We start from the raw sequence: 19,511 nt of genomic DNA, 5'->3' as shown, positions 1-19,511 counted from the left end.
CCCGTCTTATTGCGGATACAAGGATTTTTATCGATGTCGTTACACCCTGATCTGGAAGCTTTCCTCGACCTCGCTCAAGACAGCCAGGACGCCGGTCTGCCGGCCATGCACCAACTGACCCCGAGCGAGGCCCGCGCCACCTTCGAGCAGACCACCGCGCAACTGCGCTGGCCGGCGCCGCAGGATGTTGAAGTCACCGAAATTGAGACACTGGCCCGGGATGGCGCGGCGCTGGCGTTGCGTTTGTATCGGCCCAACGGTGTTGAATCGCCGCTGCCGGTGCTGGTGTATTTCCACGGTGGCGGGTTTGTGGTTGGCAGTCTGGATTCCCACGACGGTGTCTGCCGCGAGTTTTGCCAGCGCACGCCGTGTGCGGTGCTCTCGGTCGGTTATCGACTGGCGCCGGAGCATCGCTTTCCGACGGCGCTGGAGGATGGCGAGGACGCTTTGGCCTGGCTGGCCGAACAGGCTGTGAGCCTCGGCCTGGATGGTTCGCGCGTTGCGTTTGGTGGCGACAGCGCGGGCGCCACGTTGGCGACGGTGCTGGCGATTCAGGCGGTGCGGCAGCCGCACACGGTGGCGATCGCGCCCAAGGCGCAGTTGTTGTGTTATCCGGTGACCGATGCTTCGCGGGTGCATGATTCGCGGCTGTTGTTTGGCGAGGGGTATTTGCTCGAGAACGACACGCTGGAGTGGTTTTATCAGCACTACGCGCGTGGGTCGGAGGATTATCTGGATTGGCGCTTTTCGCCGTTGCTGGCGGAGGATCTGCGTGGGGTTGCGCCGGCCATTGTGCTGCTCGCCGGGTTTGATCCATTGCTGGATGAGGGGCAGGCTTATGTCGACAGGCTGCGTGGGCAGGGGGTTGAGGTCGAGGTCGAGGTTTGTGCCGGGTTGACTCATGATTTGTTGCGGTTGGGGGCGGTGGTGCCTGGGGTTCTGGAGGTTTATTTGCGAGTGGGTGGGGCGCTTGCGCGGGCTCTGGTTTAGTGCGCATATCCGTTTCTGCGGGTGCTGCTGATTACGGTTCCGCCCTTACGGCGGGTCACCTTTTTCAAACGCCAAAAAGGTAACCCAAAAGGCTTGCTCCTACGTTCGGCCCTCGCAGGCTCGGGTTCCTTCGCTCCGGGACTGATCCGGGCGCAGCGGCTCCGGTTTGCTTCGCTGCACCTCCTTCCGCTGTATCTGGCTGCGCCAGACGGTCGCTGCGCTCCCACACCCGGATCAATCCCTCCGCTCAGCCTCCCGACGTCGCCGGTGGATCAAAAGCAAGATCAAAAGCACTCGAGCTAACGCTCATTGTTGAGTGGGGCGGCTTCGCCGCGGGCAGCTGCGCTGCCTTGCTTTTGCTTTTGTGGGAGCGAGCCTGCTCGCGAAGGCGTCCTGACAGCCGACCTGTTTCCCTCTGATGTACTCAATCCAATTGTAGGAGCGAGCCTGCTCGCGATGGCGATCTGCGAGGTAACCAATTCCTATCGAATTCACGCGATCCAACTGTAGGAGCCGCCGAAGGCTGCGATCTTTTGATCTGGCTTTGGCTTTGGCTTTGGCTTTTGATCCGGCTCTTGATCTTTTGCCCCTTCGGCAGGCTGCGCCCGGATCGGTCCCGTAACGAAGGTACCCCGAGCCCCAGCGAGCGGGCCGTACGCCGGGGCAAAGCCTTTTTGGTTACTTTTCGCGGGGCCGGCATTCCGGCGTTTGGAAAAAGTGACCCGCCGTAAGGGCGGAACCCTAAGTGGCCTTCACCGCAGCAACGGATATGCCCCCCAATCCCAAAAACCAAAAAGCCCCGCATCTCACAATGCGGGGCTCTCTCACAGCTCAAATCAAAAAATCAGAAATCAGCCTTCACCGACATCACAAAATTGCGCGGATCCCCGTAGAAGTTACCGAACCCCTCGGTACCAATGGTCGCGTAATAACGCTTGTCGAACAGGTTATTGCCGTTCAACGCCACCGACCAGGTGTCATCAATCCGATAACCAATGCGACCGTTCCAGACCGCATAACCCGCGCCGTCGACATTGTCCCCGCCCAGAGGCGAAACGCGGTAGGTGCCTGTCTGCGCATTGACACCCGCACCAATCGTCACACGATCCAGCGGCCCGCTCAGGGCGTAATCACCCCAGACGCGCAACAGGTGACGCGGCACGTAGGAGTTGTAGACCGCGCCATCCTGAGTAGCATCGGCGTCTTCCAGCACTTTGGTCTGGGTGTAGGTATAACCGGCCAGCAATTGCAGGCGGTCGATCACTTCACCGCTGACTTCAGCTTCAAAGCCCTGGGCGCGGACCTTGCCCGAGTTGATCTGGCAGGAGCTGTCTTCGCACCGCAGGTCATCCTGGGCCGCGTCTTTCTGGATGGTGCGGAACAGGTTGAACGTGGTGTTCAGACGACCGTCGTACCACTCACCCTTGATCCCCAATTCGTAGCTCTGGCCAATCAGCGGCTTGAGCGTGCTGCCGTCGATGGTTTTGTACGAGCCTTGCGGGGTAAAGATGTCGGTGTAGCTGGCGTAGGCGGTCAGGTTGTCGTTGAGGTCGTAGAGCAGGCCGGCGAACGGCGTGACCTGGCCGGTTTCGGTGGACTGGGTGTTGACCTCGGTGCCTTCGCCACGGAAGTACTGCACCGAATCGGTGTCGGATTTGTACCAGCTGACCCGGCTGCCGAGTACCAGGGTCATCGGGTCGGCGAGTTTCAGGCGGGCGATCGAGTAAGCGCCGTATTGCTTGATGTGCATGTCCACCGGGCCGCCACGGGAGGCGTTGGCCAAGTAGTAGCTTTCATCCGGCTGCGGGATGTTGTGGTTCGGGTTGAACACGTTCTGACGCTGTGGCAATGCCGCCACCGCGTAGAAGTCGTCCTTGTGCGAACGGCTGGCGTTGGCGCCGACGATCAGTTCGTGCTGCTGGCCGAAGGCGTCGAATTTGCCGTCGACGTAAGCATCGAAACCGTAGTCGCGCTGATCGTAGTCATAGGTACTGCCGAGCATCAGCGTGTTGGTGGCGGTGGCGCCCAACGGCACTGTGCCGCTCGGGAAGGAATATTCCATGTCCTGAGTGTTGCGCGAGTAGACACCGGCGACTTTCAGCGACCAGTCATCGCTGAACTGGTGTTTGACGTCGGCGAAGTAGGTGGCGCGTTTGCTGCGCTGGTTGTTCCACGAGGTGTTCAGGCAGGTGGAGCGTTTCAGGTGCAGGTCGGAGCCGTCGGCGTAGCGCGGCAGGCCGCCCCAGCACGGGGTGGCGTCGACGTCTTCATAGGCCATGCCCAGACCGAGGGTGGTGTCGGGGCTGAGGTCGAAGTCCAGGGCGCCGTAGTAGATCTGATCACGGCGTTCGGCCACGTCGTAGAAATACTTACGGGTCTGCTGGGTCACCACGGCGCGGCCACGGACAGTGCCGGCGTCGTTCAGCGGGCCGCCGGTGTCGACCTGGCCGCGATAGTTGTCCCAGGTTCCGGCCGACAGAGACAGCTGTGTGTGCGGGGTGTCCTGGCCGCGCTTGCGCACGAAGTTGACGCCGCCGGCGGTGCCGCCCGCGCCCTTCATCATGCCGGCCGCGCCGCGGAGGATTTCCACGCGGTCGTAGATGGCCATGTCACTGTTGAAGCTGTCCGCCTGCACGTAGCTGCTGCCGATGTCCAGCGGCACGCCGTCGTACTGGTACTGGCCGGTCATGCGGAAACCGCGGGAGTAGAAATACTTGCCGCCCATTGGCGAGTCGTAGACGGTGATGCCCGGGGTCTTCTCCATCACCTGTTCGATGGTGTTGAGGTTCTGGTCATCGAGCATCTTGCGGGTCATCACCGTGACCGACTGCGGCGTTTCCTTCAGCGAGTGCACGCCTTTGCCGATGGTCACGCCGCCGGTGGTGTACGAGTTGCTGCCTTCGGTGGTGGCGCCGAGGCGGTTGGCGTTGACGTTGGTCGGCGCCAGCTCCATCGCGCTGCCGCCAGTGGCCGGGCCGAGCACGGTGACGGTGTTGCCGTCACGCTGATAGCGAATGCCGGTGCCGCTGAGCATGGCCTTGAGCGACTCGTCATCCTGATAGCGGCCGTTGAGGGCGCTGGAGCGCAGGCCTTGCAGGCTTTCCGGGCTGTAGACGATTTGCAGGCTGGTCTGCTGACCGAGGGTTTGCAGGGCCTGGGCCAGCGGTTGGGCCGGGATGTTCAGGGTCCATTCCTGGGCCTGGACATACGGCGCTGCCGCGAGGGTCAGTGCCAGACCCAGGCCGCTACCGGCCAGGCGTGTGCGGGTCGCGCCGTGCATCAGCAGGGCTCGAGTCAGAGGGCGAAGCATGAAACGGGATGCGGACATGAGGTTAAGACCTTGGCAGGTATAGTTGTTAATGGTTCTTATTCATCTCATTAAGACGAGGAAGCCGCGGCAAACCGGAAAAGTTTTTTCTCCGGCCCGGTCGCGGCTGCCTCGATCAAGCGGTTTGTAGTTCGCTTCTGACCTTGCCGGCCTCCATGCGCACCAGTTGGTCGGCGACGTCGAAGTAACGGTCGTCGTGGGAAATCACGATGATGGTTTTGCCCAGACGTTTGAGGTCGGGGAGCAACTCGGTATAGAAGATGCGCCGGAAGGTCGGATCCTGATCCGCTGCCCATTCATCGAACACCAGCACCGGGCGCTCTTCGAGCCAGGCGTTGACCAGTGCCAGGCGTTTGCGCTGACCGGTGGACAGGTCGGTAGTGCTGAAGGCGCCGTCGCGCACGCTGACCTTGTGCGCGATCTCCAGACGTTCCAGGTAGCGGGTGGCATCCTGCGGCACTTCACGATCGCCCTGGATCAAGTCATCGAACAGGTAGTAATCGGCGAAGATCGTGGTGAAGTTCTGCCGGTAATCATCGCGGTTGACGGCGGTTATCGGCTTGTCGTTAACGCGGATTTCGCCCTCGGTCGGCGCATACAACCCCAGCAGCAATTTGATCAGCGTGGTCTTGCCGCAGCCGTTCTCACCGACGATAAACACAATGTCGCCCTGTTCGATGCGCAGGTTCACCGGCCCGAGGCGGAACGGCTCGCTGCCTTCCACCGCCGGGAAGGCGTAGCGCACGTTGCGCAGTTCCAGGCTGTTGACGGCGGCTGGCTTGCTGCCCTGATCCTGCAGCAACAGGTGCGGTTCCGGTGATGAGAACTGTTCGCTGAGTTCGGCAATGCGGCGGAAGGCAATCTGCGCGCGGCTGATGATCGGCAGGGTGCTGATCAAGTGTTCCAGCGGCCCCTTCATGTACAGCAGCACCAGAACGAAACCGCTCATCACCGCTTTGTCGGCACTCGGCCACAGCGATTGCAGGGCCAGGGCCATGCCGATGACCACGAAGAACAGCATCGAGCCAAACGACTTGGCGATGACGAAGGTGTTGATCGATCTGATCTGGGTGTCGCAGATTTTCTCGGCGGTTTTCTGAATGCCGGCGACGAACATGCGCTGGCGGCGCGGGCGGTGAATGCGCAGTTCCTTGGCGCCTTCGGCGATCGCGTTGTAGTGCTTTTGCAGTTCGTCTTCGGAATCGCGGGCGGCGTAGAAACCGCGCATGCCCTTGGCCCGCGCAATCGCCTGGATGGTGGTGCCGATGGCGATGGCCACCAGCATCATCAGGAACATCGGCCACGACAGCATGGCCAGATAGCCGAGACAACCAAGGGTCACGGTCATGGAGATCGCCAGGGGCGCGAAGGCAAAGGCGAAGTCGCTGATGGTGTCGACGTCGTGGGTCAGCACCGGAATCAGGCGATGGCTGCGATAGCGTTCGATCTGGTCGATCGGCGCCGACAGGACTTTCTCCCCCAGCTCTTTGCGCAGTTTGGCGATGATGTGCTGGCCGACGTAGTTGGTGCCGATGTCCGACAGGATCGTGGTCAGCAGGGCCAGGGCACAGAGGCCGGCGAAGATCATCACCACCGTGCGGGTCAGGCCGTCATCGGAATGCAGGGCGTTGTTGATGGTCGCCAGCAGCACGGTGACGCTCAGGCCGCCGAGCATGCCGAGCACGATGGACGCCGAGACGATCAGGCGGAAGGGCTTGAGCAGGGCGAACAATTCGTTGATCGCCCCACGCGTAGGCTTGGTCATGGAGGATTCCTGCTTCGATGCGGAGGGAGTGCCGGTACTTAAGGAAAACGAATGGTCGCGGAGTTTCTTTAAACGAGCGCAGGCGTGGCTGCGCTCGTCGAGGGCGGGATCAGAGGTCGCGTACTACGCGAAAGCCCAGCCAGTCGCCCTTGCTGGTCGGCCAGCTGCTGTTGCGGTTGCCCGAGCGCGAGAAGATCGGCGCTTCGCCCCAGTCGTTGCCGCGCATGACCTGGCGTTCGCAGTTTTCCTGGGTCCATGGGCGACCGTCGGCGGGCACGCCGGAGTAGTCCGGGTGATAGCAATCGGCGGTCCATTCGTAGACGTTGCCGTGGGCGTCGAACACGCCAAACGCATTGGCCGGGAAGGTGCCGGCCGGCGAGGTGAAGTTGTAGCCGTCGGCCGCGCCGTAAGTGTTGGCGTGTTTGGAGATCTGGTAATCCTTGCCCTCATCGAACGGGAAGGGGAAAGGCCCGGTGCTGCCGCCACGGGCGGCGTATTCGCGGATCGATTCGCTTTGCAGGCGATAGGCGTGGCCGGTCTTTTTCGACAGCCATTCGATGTAGCCCTGGGCTTCGGCGACGTTCATGCACACGGCCGGGTCGCGTGGCGTCTGTTTGAATTCCGGTTTGCCGGCGGTGCAACGACGGCCCGGGCGGTCATCGAAGTCGTAAGGTTTGTTGCCGGTCTCGCGCACGTAGGCGTCCCATTCGCCCACCAGCACCTGCGAGCGGCTGATAGCGAACGGTTTGCTGAACGTCACGGTGTGCAGCGGGCCTTCGTCGGGTTGGCGGCCGACTTCATCGTCCGGCGTGCCCATGGTGTAGCTGCCGGTTGGCAGCACGACCATTTCCGGGCAGTCCTTGCAGTCCTTGAACACTTTGCCCGCAGCGGGCGCGGTCGACGCCTGCGCGCTGCCGGGCAACAGCGCAGCGCAGAGGGCGCTTAGCGCCAGTGCGGGCAGGGCTTTGGAGAGGAGTGACGCGTGAGGCTTTTTCATGGGTCGTCTCTTTGAAAGGAAAACGGCAGTCGAGGGTCAGGCACGCAGCTTTTTGCCGAGGATGTCCATGAAGCGATCCACTTCGGCTTCGTTGTTGAGCAAGCCCGGCGCGGTGCGAATCACCGGCCCGACGTCGCGGCTGACCGCGTCGCAGATCACCCGGTTCTGCATCAGCCAGGCAGCTACTTCATCGCTGTCCTGGCCCTTGATCCGGAAGAAGGTGAAACCGGCGGAGAACTGCGAGGCGAGCGGGGTCACCAACTCGATGTTGCGGTGCTCCTGCAAGCGTTGCTTGAGGTAACTGTTGAGCTGATGAATGCGCGTCTGCACCTCGGCCTTGCCCAGTTGCAGGTGCAACTTGAAGGCTTCGTCCAGCGCCCAGCGATGCTCGAAGGCGTGGTAGCCGCCCGGGGTCATGATGGTCGAGAAAGCCGTGGCCTCGGAGAAGGTCGGCACGCTGGGGCTGACGTATTTCAGTTCTTCGGTGCGGCTGCAGACGATGCCGGTGCCGCGCGGGCCGAACATCCACTTGTGCGTGCCGGCGATGAAAAAGTCGCAGTTCATCTGCGGGAAACTCAAGTCGTCGACGCCGAAACCGTGCACGCCATCGACCACGTAGATCAGCCGGTCCTGGTCGTCGCGCTGACGGTTGTGCTCGTCGACCAGCCGCGAGATGTCGCTGATCGGCAGCTTCACACCGCTGCCGGAATGCACCCAGGTCATGCCCAGCACGCGGGTCTCGGGGCGGATATTGCGATTGATCGTGTCGAGTACCTGATCCAGAGAAATGCTCTGCGGGGTTTCGAACAGCTTGAGTTTGCGCACGCGCGTACCGTCACGACGGCTGCGGAAATCGAGAATGTTGCGCGTCGAGTAGTGCTCGTGAACCGTGGTGAGAATTTCCTGATCCGCGCGCACCTGCACGCTGCCGTAGATCATCGCCAGGCCTTCGGTGGTGCTGCCGGTCAGGGCGATCTGCGCCGGTTTGGCTTGCAGGTATTGGCCGGCCCAATGGCGCACGTTTTCTTCGCGCTTCTCGGTGACGCCCAGATCCCAATCCATCGCCAGACCCGGATTCAGATCCAGCGCCGCGCGATGGCGTTCGATCGCTTCGCGCACCGGTTTGGGATGCGAGGTGACGAGGAAATTGGCGAAGTGAATCGCTTGGGGATCCTGATCGAACATTTGACGCAACTGCGCCCATTTGTCTCGCGACGCGGTCGGCACGGCAGCGATGGCCGCCGGAGCACTCAGGCTGGCGCCCAGGGGCAGGGCGGCGGCGAGCAGGCCGGCCTGCTTGAGAAAAGTGCGACGATCGGTCATGGCCGGGCCACCTCCTGGCGTGACGCCAGCGCCGGTTTCGCGGCTTTTTGCACCTGATCCCAAACGCGCATGAAGTTGCCGCCCCAGAGCTTGGCAATGTCCGCTTCGGAGTAGCCGCGCTGTAGCAGTTCGGCGGTGACGTTGCGGATCTCGCCGACGTTTTCCCAGCCCTTGATGCCGCCACCATCGTTGAAATCCGAAGCAATGCCGACGTGGTCGATACCGATCTTGCGCACCGTGTAATCGATGGCGTCGCCGAAGTCCTTGAGGGTGGCTTTCGGTTCCTCTTCGAGGATCGCGTAGAGGCCGCTGGCGTACTGGCCGAGCTTCTGTTCCGACCAGGCGGTGATGATCGGATCGCCAGGCATCAGCGCCATCGCCAGGTTGGGCAGTGGCGGCAGATCGAAGCGCGCACGCAACGCATTGAGTTTGTCCTGCGTGCCCTGGGTCAGCGGTTTCAGGTACTGCGAGAAGGCGACGACCTGCAACACGCCGCCACTGTTCTTGATCAGTTGCAGCTCTTTGTCGCTGAGGTTGCGCGGGATATCTACCGCCGCCCGTGGCGCCGAGTGCGAGGCCACCAGCGGTGTGCGGCTCAGTTCGGCGACTTGCTCGAGGGCCTTGGTCGACATCTGCGAAACGTCGATGATCACGCCCAGATCGTTCAAGCGCTGCACCGCTTGTTTACCGATGTCCGACAGGCCATCGAGGGCGTCGGGCGAATCATTGAAAAACGGTAGCGGCCGCGACGAGTCGGCCCAGCTGTTGTTGCCGATGTAACTGAAACCGAACATGCGCATGCCGCGCCCGGCCCACAGGTCGAGTTTGCTCAGGTCATTGCCCAGCGGGTAGGCGTTGAGCATGCTGATGAAAATCGCAAACTTGCCTTCGCCGTGCAGGCGGCGGAAATCATCCGGCGTGTAGGCGATGCCGGCCTGATTGGGGAAGTCGCGGACAATCCCGGAAATGATCTTGTAACGCACCTCCTGCTGATTGCGCGCTTCTTCGACAAAACCCTCGGTCGGACGGTGCGGGGCATTCGGGCCGTTCCACATTTCCGGCCAGCCAAACACCGTCAATGCTGCGCCGGACAAGCGCCCACGATTGGCCTTGACCAGGTCGAACTGGCCCGAGCCATCCTTGTCGGCTTCGTGGTCGTGGCTGCCGAAACTCAGCGGCACGGTGATGTGGCTGTCGAACGACAGCAGGCGATCCTGCAACTCGCTCGCCTGTTTCATCACCTTCACCGGATAGCCGGGGTTGTTCCAGTAATCCCAGGCCAGAAATCCTGCGCCGGCACTGATCGCCAGGGCCAGCGGCAGGCCGATGAATAGAGCCTTTTTCCAACGCGGTTTTGTCATTGCCATCTCATTCAGGTTCGCCGTCGAGGTACAGGCGCAGGGGCCTTTGCTATCTGGGAAGAACGAGTGGCTGCACGGCTAATTTAGGTGTGCGTTACAAATGCCCGGCAGCGGCGCGGGTGGTGATTGCCGGCGGCGTAAATTTCCGCGCCGAGCAAACGTTCTAGCTTGGATAAAGCCTGCTTCATGGCTGACACAGGTAGGGCAATGACGATCTCTCGACGCTGGTTCATGGCGGGCATGGCACTCACGGGCGCCGCGCTGCCTGCCGCTTTTTATGCACATCGTGAATTGACCCGCGAGGAGTTTCCGATCACCCCGGGCGAGGCCACGGTCGATCTGGCGGACACCGCCGGGCAACAGCTGGCGGACAATTTGCGTGGGGTCTGGGACATTCGCTTTACCGGTGCGGCGGCGGGGCTTGATGGTTTGCCGGCGCAAGGCCTGGAGCTGTTTCTCGACATCGCTCATCGTGGGCGCGGCCTGCGCGGTTATCTCGACACCGGAGCGAATCTGCGTGCCGAAGGGCCTGTGCGTTATCAAGTGGTTGGCGATCTGGCGCCGGGCAACGGCGCCGAGATGTATTGGCGCCTGCTGCGCACCGATGCGCCGCTGGCGCCACCGGTGTATGAATTCAAAGTCAAACTGGATGAAGTCTGGGCGGCGTTCGGCAATGCCGGCAGCGCCACGTTCACCGGGCAAGTGCTGCGCCTGGACCGGCCGTTGGCCTTGCCCGAGCTGGACAATCAGTTCATCGCTATCAAGCGGCGTTTTCCCGAGGCCCGTGAACGCACCGGGCTTAATCCGCAACTGTTGGCCTGGCTGGTGGCGCCCGAGCATCGGTTGTTCCACCAGCTCTGGCACGCCACCCGCGACAAGTGGCACAAGCTCCCGGAGAAAAAACGCGAAGCGCTGCGCGGCATCGGCTGGCAGCCCGGGCCGCGTGACAAGGAGCGCGACGCCCGTGGGCCAAGCAAGGATCGCAATGGCTCGGGCGTGGATTTTTTCTTTATGCATCGGCACATGCTAGGCATCGCCCGCTCGATGCAGGATTTGCCTTCCTGGCCGGCGTTCCCGCAGCCGCAGCCTGAGCTGGAGCGGGACCGCCAGGGTTTCGCCCGTTACTTCGACAATCATGACGGCAATTCGCTGCCGCCGACCTGGCTGGCCGAGGGCGATGACGAGTACACCAAGTGGGTCAGCGACATCAAAGCGGCGGAGACTTTTCATAGCAATTTTCTGGTTTGGGAATCGCAGTATCGTGATCCGCGTTATTTGTCGAAATTGACCCTTGGCCAGTTCGGCTCGGAAGTCGAACTGGGCCTGCACGACTGGCTGCACATGCGCTGGGCTTCGGTGGCGCGTGACCCATCCAATGACATTCCAGTGCCGATGGCGCGCGATCAGGCGGACTTCGCTGCGCGCTGGTATGCGCCGGAAAACGACTTTCTCGGTGATCCGTTTTCCTCCCATGTGAATCCGGTTTTCTGGCGTTTCCATGGCTGGATTGATGATCGCCTGGAAGACTGGTTCCGCGCCCATGAACGTTTTCACCCGGGCGAAGTGAGTCGTTTGGAAGTCAACGGCGTGCCGTGGTTTGCACCGGGACGCTGGGTGGAAGTCGCCGACCCCTGGCTCGGCCCCGACACCCACGGCTGCAGCACCGTGCCCGGGCTGCAAGTCGGACGCTCAGTGGAGATGGACCCGGAGACCATGAAGCTGGCGCTGCGTATCACCTTCGGCGATGAAGACAACATGACCGAGCTGTTCCGCAAAGTGCCACAGCGCCCTTGGTATGCGCGGCACCTGAAGGTCAAGGGCCGACAGCTCTAGATTGGTTCAACACACACACGCAGAATAGTTCGCAATCCCCTTGCGGGAGCGAGCCTGCTCGCGAATGCGGTGTGTCATCCAGATGCATCAGTGCCTGACAAGGCCTCTTCCCGAGCAGGCTCGCTCCCATATGGGGCCTTGGTCGTGCCGAAGATCTCGGTCCAAACCGAATTCCATTTGTGGGAGTGAGCCTTCTCGCGAATGCGGAGTGTCATTCAGATGCATCAGTGCCTGACAGCACCTCTTCGCGAGCAGGCTCGCTCCCACATGGGCCTTGTTCGTGGCGGAGATTCAGGTCCAAACCGAATTCCATTTGTGGGAGCGAGCCTGCTCGCGAAGGCGGTGTGTCATTCAGATGCATCAGTGCCTGACACGACCTCTTCGCGAGCAGGCTCGCTCCCACATCGGCCTTGTTCGTGGCGGAGATTTCGGTCCAAACCGAATTCCATTTGTGGGAGCGAGCCTGCTCGCGAATGCGTTGTGTCATTCAGGTGGATCAGTGCCTGACAGGACCTCTTCGCGAGCAGGCTCGCTCCCACATGGTGCCTTGTTCGTGGCGGAGATTTCGGTCCAAACCGAATTCCATTTGTGGGAGCGAGCCTGCTCGCGAAGGCGTCAGTCCATTCGACGCATCTCTGTCAGATCACCCCCCCAGCCGCCCCCCAACGCTTTGTACAAGGCAATGCTCGCCTGCAATCGCGACAGGCGCAGCTGCACGTTGAGGTCTTGCGCGGCATAAAGCGTGCGCTGGGTTTGCAGGACGGTGAGCAGGTCTTCGGCGCCGGCCTGGTAGCGACTCTGGGCGATGTCGAAGGCGGTTTGTGCCTGGCTCAGTTCTTCGCTTTGCCATTGCCGTTGTTCGTCGAGGCCACGAATGCTGCTGAGGGCTTTTTCGACGTCGGCGAAGCCGTTGATGATTGCCCCGCGATAGGTCTCCAGCAGTTCATCCTGTCGGGCCTTGGCCTTGTCGCGTTCGGCGCTGAGGCGGCCGTTGTTGAAGATCGGCGCGGTCAGCCCCGAGGACAGGTTGTAGAACGTCGTGCGCAGCAAATCGGCGGCCAGATCGGCGCCGCTGCCGAGGCTGGCGGTCAGGGTGATTTTCGGCAGCATCGCGGCGCGGGCGACGGTGACATCAGCCTGCGCCGCCGCCAGTCTGGCCTCGGCGCTGGCAATGTCCGGGCGGCGACTGAGCAAGTCGCTCGGCACGCCACTGGCGATGTCCGGCCAGTGCAATTGGGCGAAGGATTGCTCGGGCAACGGCAACGCTTGCACCGGTTGGCCGAGCAGGGCGGCGAGGCTGATCAGTGCTTCGCGGGCCTGTTGTTGCACCAGCGGCAGGCGACGCTGTTGTTCGGCCACCAGGCTTTTCTGCTGGGCCAGTTCCAGCGCAGTGGCGCTGCCGGCGTCAAAACGGGTCTGCACCAGCTGCAGCACATTCTGCGCATTTTTCAGATTGAGTTCGGCAATGCGCGCCTGCTCACGCAAGGCCAGAGCCTGGGTGTAACTGTTGGCGACGCCGCTGAGCAAGGTCAGTTCAACAGTAGCGCGGTCGAACTCGCTGGCCTGCACACCGAACACCGCACTGTCACGCGCTGCTCGATTTCCGCCCCAGAAATCGATTTCGTAACTGGCGCTGAGCTCGGCGTCGTAATAATCCAGCGAGCGATTCTCCGGGCTGACATCCAATTGGCTGTAGCCCTTGCCGTGGATCAGTTTCTGCCGATTGGCATTCAGCCCGGCCTTGAGTTCGGGCAACAGCGGGGCGCCGGCGATGGTTGCGCTGGCCTCGGCCTGTCTGACTCGCGCCACGGCGGCGGCGAGGTCGTAGCTGCCCAGCCGCGCCTGTTCCACCAGCCGCTCCAGCTCGGGGCTGCCGAATTGCGTCCACCATTGCCGATTGCTCTGCAGCGCGCCGGGGGTGTCGGCGGACTGCCACGCGCTCGGTGGCTGCACGCCGCTGTCGAGGCGCGGCGCCGGGCCGCTGCAGGCCGCCAGCAACAGGCTGGCGGCGAGGAAGGTCAGTCGCACTTTCATAGGTCGATCATTCACTGGTAAGGGCCGTGACCGGGTCAAGCCGGGCAGCTTTGCGGGCCGGCATGAAGCCGAAAATGACGCCGGTGACCAGCGCACAGGCAAACGCACCGATCACCGCCAGCCCTTGAAAGGCGATCGCCACGCCACTGAGCAACAACACGCCGCCGACCAGCAGCGCCATGCCAATTCCGGCGATACCGCCGACTACCGAGAGCATCAAGGCTTCAGTGAGAAACTGACGGAGGATGTCGCGCTGACGGGCGCCGGTGGCCATGCGAATACCGATCTCGCGGGTACGTTCGCGCACGGTCATGAGCATGATGTTCATCACGCCGATACCGCCGACCAGCAGGGAAATCGCCGCAATCGCCCCCAGCATCAGCGACAGCGTGCCTTGCGTGCGCGCTTCGGCCTGGATCATCGCGGCATTGTTGGTCAGCTCGAAATCCTTCTTGCCGTGGTGCCGACGCAACATCGCCTGTTCGATGGCCTGTTCGGCGTCCTTGACCTTGCGCGCGTCCTTGGCGGCAATCACCACGTATTGTGGATTGCGGCTGCCGAACAGGCGCGTGCTCGCCGCCGAGTAGGGAACGGCGATGCGGTTGTCGCTATCGGAGTCGCCGGAGCTGGCGCCTTTTTCCGCAAGCACGCCGAGGATCTGGAACGGCACGTTTTCGATGAGGATGTATTGACCGATGGGGTCGGCGACATCCTTGAGCAATTTGTCGCGGACCTTGGTGCCGATCACCGCGACGGCGGCGGCGCTGTCCTCGTCGGCCTGGGTGAAGTAACTGCCCTGGATCACCGGCCAGTTGAAAATCTGCGGAAAGTTGGTGTCATTGCCGCCGACGTAACTGCTGTGGTCGGCGTTGCCAAAGCGCACCCCGGCGGTCGAGCCGTTGACCGGCATGATCCGTTCCACCTGGGGCAGGGTGGACAGTTCGGCGACGTCGTCGAGGGTGATGATGCCCTCCGGTGTACGCGGGTTCGGCGCCGAACCGCTGAGGTAAATGATGTTCGAGCCGAACGCGCCCATTTGTGCCATGACCTGACGCTTGCTGCCTTCGCCGACGGCGAGCATGACCACCACCGAGGCCACGCCAATGACGATGCCCAGCAGGGTCAGCGCCGTGCGAAAGCGGTTGATCCACATCACTCGCCACGCCGCTTGTACAGCGTCGACCAGTTCACCTTTCCAGGCGCCGGTCTGGTTGCTGCCGTTGCTCAGGCGCTGGCGCAGGTCGACCGCTTGCAACGCCCCGGGATTGGCCGCAGGCGGCGCGCACGCGTGCTCGTCGCTGTCACTGATGATCAGGCCGTCACGGATTTCGATAATGCGTTTGGCCCGTTGCGCCACTTCGCGGTCGTGGGTGATGAGGATCACCACATGACCCTGATCGGCGAGTTCGTCGAGCAGGGTCATGACCTCGGCGCCGCTGTGGCTGTCGAGGGCGCCAGTCGGCTCGTCGGCGAGGATGATATGGCCGCCATTCATCAGCGCACGGGCGATCGACACCCGCTGTTGCTGGCCGCCGGAAAGCTGATGCGGACGATTGCCAGTGCGAGTGCCGAGGCCGAGACGTTGCAGCAGCGCGTGAGCTCGGGCATGCCGCTCGGCGGCCGGGGTGCCGGCATAGATCGCTGGCATCTCGACGTTTTCCTGGGCCGAGCCGGACGGGATCAGGTGATAGCCCTGAAAGACAAAACCGAACGCTTCGCGGCGCAGCCAGGCCAGTTCATCACTGTCCAGATGCGCGACGTTTTCCCCGGCGAACAGATACTCGCCGCTGGTGGGACGGTCGAGGCAACCGAGGATATTCATCAGCGTCGATTTGCCCGAACCGGAGGCGCCGACGATGGCAACGAACTCGCCGGCGTGGATCGACAGATCGATCCCGCGCAGCACTTCCACCAGCGGGCTGTCATCACCGCCGTAGGCTTTGCGGATCTGCCGCAGGTCGATCAGGGGCGTGTGCATTCAGCCTCCATGACCAGTGGCCGGTGCGCTGAGAACATGCTCGCCCTCGGCCAGACCTTCCAGCACTTGGGTGCGCAGGCGATCGCTGATGCCGGTGCGTACTTCGCGCGCCTGAATATCACCGTTGGCAGCGACGATCTGCGCTCGCTGCCACTGCGGACGCGAGCCCGGTTGCAGGGCGGCAGTCGGCACGGTCAGGGTGTCTTGCGCCTGTTGCGCGACAAAGAACACCTGGGCGGTCATGTCGGTCATCAGGCTGTGATCGGCGTTGTCGACGTCGAGTAGCACGGTATAAAGAACCACGCGTTCGCTGCCGCTGCGACCACTGGTAGGGCTGCCGCCCTGATTCTGTTCAAGCGGACGTGGCGGCACCGGCAGGATCTGCCGCACGGTGCTGCTCCAGCGCCGAGTGCCACCGCTGAGGGTGGTGAAGTAGGCGGTCATGCCGGGTTTGACGTGGCCGATGTCGGCCTCTGAAACCTCGGCCCACACCGTCATCGGCGACAGCCGGGCGATGCGCAGGATCAGCGGGGTCTGTTGCTGCGCGTTGAGGGTCTGGCCTTCGCGCGCACCGACGGCGACCACGGTGCCGCTCATCGGCGCATAGATGCGCGTGTAACCGAGTTCCGCCTCGTCGCTGCGCAGGCTGGCCTGGGCCTGACGGATCTGCGCCTGGAACATGTCGATGCGCGCCTGCGTTGCGCGAACCTCGGCGCGCGCGGTCTGCACGTCTTCTTCGCGGGTGGCGCCACCGGCGGCGAGTTTCTGCTGGCGCTGGTATTTCTGCTGCGCCAGATCGTGCTGGGCACGTTGCTCCTGCAGCTGCGCCTTGAGGTTCTCGATGGAAAAGCGCCCGGCATCGAGCTTGGCTTTCTGTGTCGACGGGTCGATTTCCACCAGCAACTGGCCTTCCTTGACCGTATCGCCGGCCTCGACGTGAATCTTCTGAATCTGCCCCGAAGCCTGTGCGCCGACATCCACATAGCGGCGCGGCTGCAAGGTGCCGAGCGCTGTCACGCTATTTTCGATATCGCCGCGGCTGACCTGCACAGTGGCAACGGCGTCGCGACCGGGTGGCAAGACTTGCCAGGCAGCTACGGCGATCACGGGAATCAGACAGAGGGCGACAAACAGCGCGCGACGGGCGGGGCGGGGACGATTCATGCAGGGTTCCGGCCAGTGGTTGCGGCCCGTCGCAAGGCACGACAGACACAGGGGCTGTCCTGTAAACGAGGCATGGGCGACGGAATTTAGCCGCAGACACATCGAGTTACCGGACGCCGGGCCACGACTATTTGTCCGGGATATGGAATCAACTCTTTAAATCTATATGAGAATTACTATAAATTACGCACCTCAAGTTGCCACTATCTTGCTACTGCGTGATCCGCAGGTCTGATCAGTGCGCTCAAGGACAGAAACGGCATCGATGCGGTCGGGAGTCATGTTGGAAAACTACTATCGTGAGCTGGTGTGTTTCCTCAACGCCAGACTGGGCAACCGTCAGGTCGCCGAGGATGTGGTGCATGACGCCTATGTACGGGTGCTGGAACGCTCCAGCGAGGTACCGATCGAACAACCCCGGGCCTTCCTCTATCGCACCGCATTGAACCTGGTCATCGACGATCACCGTCGCAACGCGCTGCGTCAGGTCGAATCGCTGGACGTGCTGGATAACGAAGAGCGCTATTTCACTCCGTCTCCCCACGGCACCCTCGATCACGGCCAGCGCCTGGAAATGCTCCAGCGCGCATTGGCCGAGCTGCCGCCGCTGTGCCGTGACAGTTTTCTGCTGCGCAAGATCGAAGGAATGTCCCATCCGGAAATCGCCCAGACCCTCGGCATCTCCCGGGCGCTGGTGGAAAAACACATCGTCAACGCCATGAAACATTGCCGCTTGCGCATCCAGCAATGGGATGGCCAGTGATCCGCACCGGTTAAATTTCCTTTCATCGTCCTCGTTCCTACTCAACAGACGACCTGCTGACCTGATTCAGGCCGGTCAGGCCACCCAGGCTTTATTTCCCCGCGTTGAGGGGTTCATCCAGAGGACACTGGAAATGACACAGGCAATTGCATCGCCCATCGTTCACGACCTGATCGGCGTCGGTTTCGGCCCTTCGAACCTGGCACTCGCCATCGCCCTGCAAGAGCGCGGCCGGATCCAGGGCGAACTGGATGTGCTGTTCCTCGACAAGCAGGCCACTTACAGCTGGCACGGCAACACCTTGTCGACGCAGAGCGAGTTGCAGATTTCCTTCCTCAAGGATCTGGTGACCCTGCGCAATCCGACCAGCCCGTACTCGTTCGTCAATTACCTCAAGCACCACGGGCGTCTGGTCGACTTCATCAACCTCGGCACTTTTTATCCATGCCGCATGGAGTACAACGACTACCTGCGCTGGGTGGCCGGGCAGTTCACCGAGCAGAGCCGTTATGGCGAAGAAGTGCAGTTCATCGAACCGGTTTTGCACAACCAGCAGGTCGAGGCATTGCGGGTGATTTCCCGGGGCAGCGACGGCCAGCAATTCGTGCGTACCACACGTTCGGTGGTGGTCAGCGCTGGCGGCACACCGCGCATTCCAGAGGCGTTCAAGGCGCTGAAGGGCGATCATCGGGTGTTCCACCATTCGCAGTATCTGTCGCAAATGGCCAGACAGCCATGCGTGAACAATCAACCGATGAGCATCGCGATCATCGGAGGCGGGCAGAGCGCGGCGGAAGCCTTTATCGATCTGAACGATTCATTCCCGTCGGTGCAGGTCGACATGATCCTGCGTGGTTCGGCGTTGAAGCCTGCGGATGACAGCCCGTTCGTCAACGAGGTGTTCTCGCCGGAATTCACTGATCTGGTGTTCCAGCAGAACAGCGTCGAGCGCGAGCGTCTGGTCAACGAGTACCACAACACCAACTATTCGGTGGTCGACATCGACCTGATCGAACGCATCTACGGCATCTTCTATCGGCAGAAGGTTTCCGGGATTGCCCGCCATGCGTTCCGCACCCTGACCACCGTCGAGAGCGCCAATGCCACGGCAAACGGTATCGAATTGGCCGTGCGCAATAACGCCACCGGCGAAGTAACGGTGCGAATCTATGACGCCGTGGTGCTGGCCACCGGTTACGAGCGCCAGATGCACCGCAAGTTGCTTGCGCCGCTGGAGGAATACCTCGGTGAGTTCGAGGTCGATCGCAACTACAAACTGATCACCGACGAGCGCTGCAAGGCCGGCATATATATGCAGGGCTTCTGCCAGGCCAGCCATGGCCTGAGCGATACGCTGCTGTCGGTGCTGCCGATTCGCGCCGATGAAATCGCCGGCTCGCTGTACGAGCATGGCAAGCAGCGCGGGCACAGCCGCTCGGTGGCGGAGTTGTTGCTGGCCACTGCCAGCTGAATCTGCATTGCCTGACATACCGCTTTCGCGAGCAGGCTCGCTCCCACAATGGTTCTGTGAACGCAGGCCAGAATGTGGGAGCGAGCCTGCTCGCGAAGGGGCCATGGAAAGCCCCACAGATCCTGAATCTGAACCCTTCCTGAACACCCCCCACATTCCCCGAAAACACCTCTTCCAGCTGTTTCGCTGCGGGCGTAAGCTGCGCGCGTTTTCATCAATTGCGGAGACCCACAGTGGGTACTTGTTCGAGTGACAGTTGTCGGCCGGTCTCGATCACCGGCAGATTCTCGGCAAGATAACGCGCAGTCTTTCCCTGCCGTTGTCTCGCCGTAACAGCGAGCAGCGGCATCCCGTGCACGGCCGGTTTTGGGTCGTGTCTCGACGTCCTTCTCATCGACGCTGAACCAGGCGTGATGGCGACCTCAGTCGTCATCGCAGCCTATCGACACGCCTGTCATACCCGACCGGCGTGCCACGCCTTGCCGTGCCGGTTTTCGCGGTGCC

12 protein-coding genes are annotated in these 19,511 nt (G+C 62.1%); 4 read left to right on the top strand and 8 right to left on the bottom strand.

The window, feature by feature from the left end:
- Positions 1-33 precede the first annotated feature (33 nt).
- Positions 34-990 carry an alpha/beta hydrolase gene (locus tag KVG87_RS12275; RefSeq protein ID WP_217850887.1) on the top strand — a complete coding sequence of 319 codons (957 nt, stop codon included), beginning with the start codon at positions 34-36 and terminating at the stop codon, positions 988-990.
- 844 nt (positions 991-1,834) lie between these two features.
- Here the strand turns inward: KVG87_RS12275 and KVG87_RS12270 are convergent.
- The 5 genes from KVG87_RS12270 to pvdM form a co-directional block, all read right to left on the bottom strand.
- A complete protein-coding gene (locus KVG87_RS12270) occupies positions 1,835-4,318 on the bottom strand; it encodes a TonB-dependent siderophore receptor (protein ID WP_217850885.1) in 2,484 nt (827 codons plus the stop codon).
- Between the two features lie 115 nt (positions 4,319-4,433).
- On the bottom strand, positions 4,434-6,083 hold the full coding sequence (locus KVG87_RS12265; RefSeq protein WP_217850883.1) for a cyclic peptide export ABC transporter: 1,650 nt from the start codon (positions 6,081-6,083) through the stop codon (positions 4,434-4,436).
- A gap of 109 nt (positions 6,084-6,192) precedes the next feature.
- Entirely contained in the window at positions 6,193-7,080 is an 888-nt protein-coding gene (gene pvdO, locus KVG87_RS12260) for a dihydropyoverdine dehydrogenase (protein ID WP_217850881.1), read from the bottom strand.
- A gap of 36 nt (positions 7,081-7,116) precedes the next feature.
- Positions 7,117-8,403, bottom strand: coding sequence for a pyoverdine-tailoring periplasmic protein PvdN (gene pvdN / locus KVG87_RS12255; protein WP_217850878.1), 1,287 nt, complete (start codon positions 8,401-8,403; stop codon positions 7,117-7,119).
- Positions 8,400-9,764, bottom strand: a complete 1,365-nt coding sequence (pvdM, locus tag KVG87_RS12250) for a pyoverdine-tailoring dipeptidase-like protein PvdM (protein WP_217850876.1) — start codon at positions 9,762-9,764, stop codon at positions 8,400-8,402. Before pvdM ends, pvdN begins: the two co-directional genes overlap by 4 nt.
- Positions 9,765-9,971: 207 nt before the next feature.
- On the opposite strand from pvdM, the gene pvdP reads away from it, so the two are divergent.
- Complete coding sequence (pvdP, locus tag KVG87_RS12245) at positions 9,972-11,597, top strand: pyoverdine maturation tyrosinase PvdP (RefSeq protein ID WP_217850874.1); 1,626 nt, start codon at positions 9,972-9,974, stop codon at positions 11,595-11,597.
- A 615-nt stretch (positions 11,598-12,212) separates the two neighbouring features.
- Here the strand turns inward: pvdP and KVG87_RS12240 are convergent.
- The 3 genes from KVG87_RS12240 to KVG87_RS12230 are packed head-to-tail and all read right to left on the bottom strand — an operon-like array spanning position 12,213 to position 16,773.
- Complete coding sequence (locus tag KVG87_RS12240) at positions 12,213-13,631, bottom strand: efflux transporter outer membrane subunit (RefSeq protein WP_217850872.1); 1,419 nt, start codon at positions 13,629-13,631, stop codon at positions 12,213-12,215.
- A 7-nt stretch (positions 13,632-13,638) separates the two neighbouring features.
- Positions 13,639-15,609, bottom strand: coding sequence for a MacB family efflux pump subunit (locus KVG87_RS12235; RefSeq protein WP_217850869.1), 1,971 nt, complete (start codon positions 15,607-15,609; stop codon positions 13,639-13,641).
- Positions 15,610-16,773 (bottom strand): efflux RND transporter periplasmic adaptor subunit, encoded by a 1,164-nt coding sequence (locus KVG87_RS12230; RefSeq protein WP_217850867.1) that lies wholly within the window; start codon positions 16,771-16,773, stop codon positions 15,610-15,612. It lies immediately after the preceding gene.
- 280 nt (positions 16,774-17,053) lie between these two features.
- Here KVG87_RS12230 and KVG87_RS12225 point away from each other — a divergent pair, with 280 nt between their 5' ends.
- Positions 17,054-17,536, top strand: a complete 483-nt coding sequence (locus KVG87_RS12225) for a sigma-70 family RNA polymerase sigma factor (RefSeq protein WP_016773904.1) — start codon at positions 17,054-17,056, stop codon at positions 17,534-17,536.
- 133 nt (positions 17,537-17,669) lie between these two features.
- The gene (locus KVG87_RS12220) at positions 17,670-19,007 is read left to right on the top strand and encodes a lysine N(6)-hydroxylase/L-ornithine N(5)-oxygenase family protein (protein ID WP_076567052.1); all 1,338 of its coding nucleotides are present in this window, start codon (positions 17,670-17,672) and stop codon (positions 19,005-19,007) included.
- Positions 19,008-19,511 lie beyond the last annotated feature (504 nt).

Source organism: Pseudomonas siliginis, from assembly GCF_019145195.1.
GTDB lineage: Bacteria > Pseudomonadota > Gammaproteobacteria > Pseudomonadales > Pseudomonadaceae > Aquipseudomonas > Aquipseudomonas siliginis.
The sequence above is the reverse complement of the archived record's forward strand: the minus strand, read 5'-3'. Positions and strand labels throughout refer to the sequence as shown.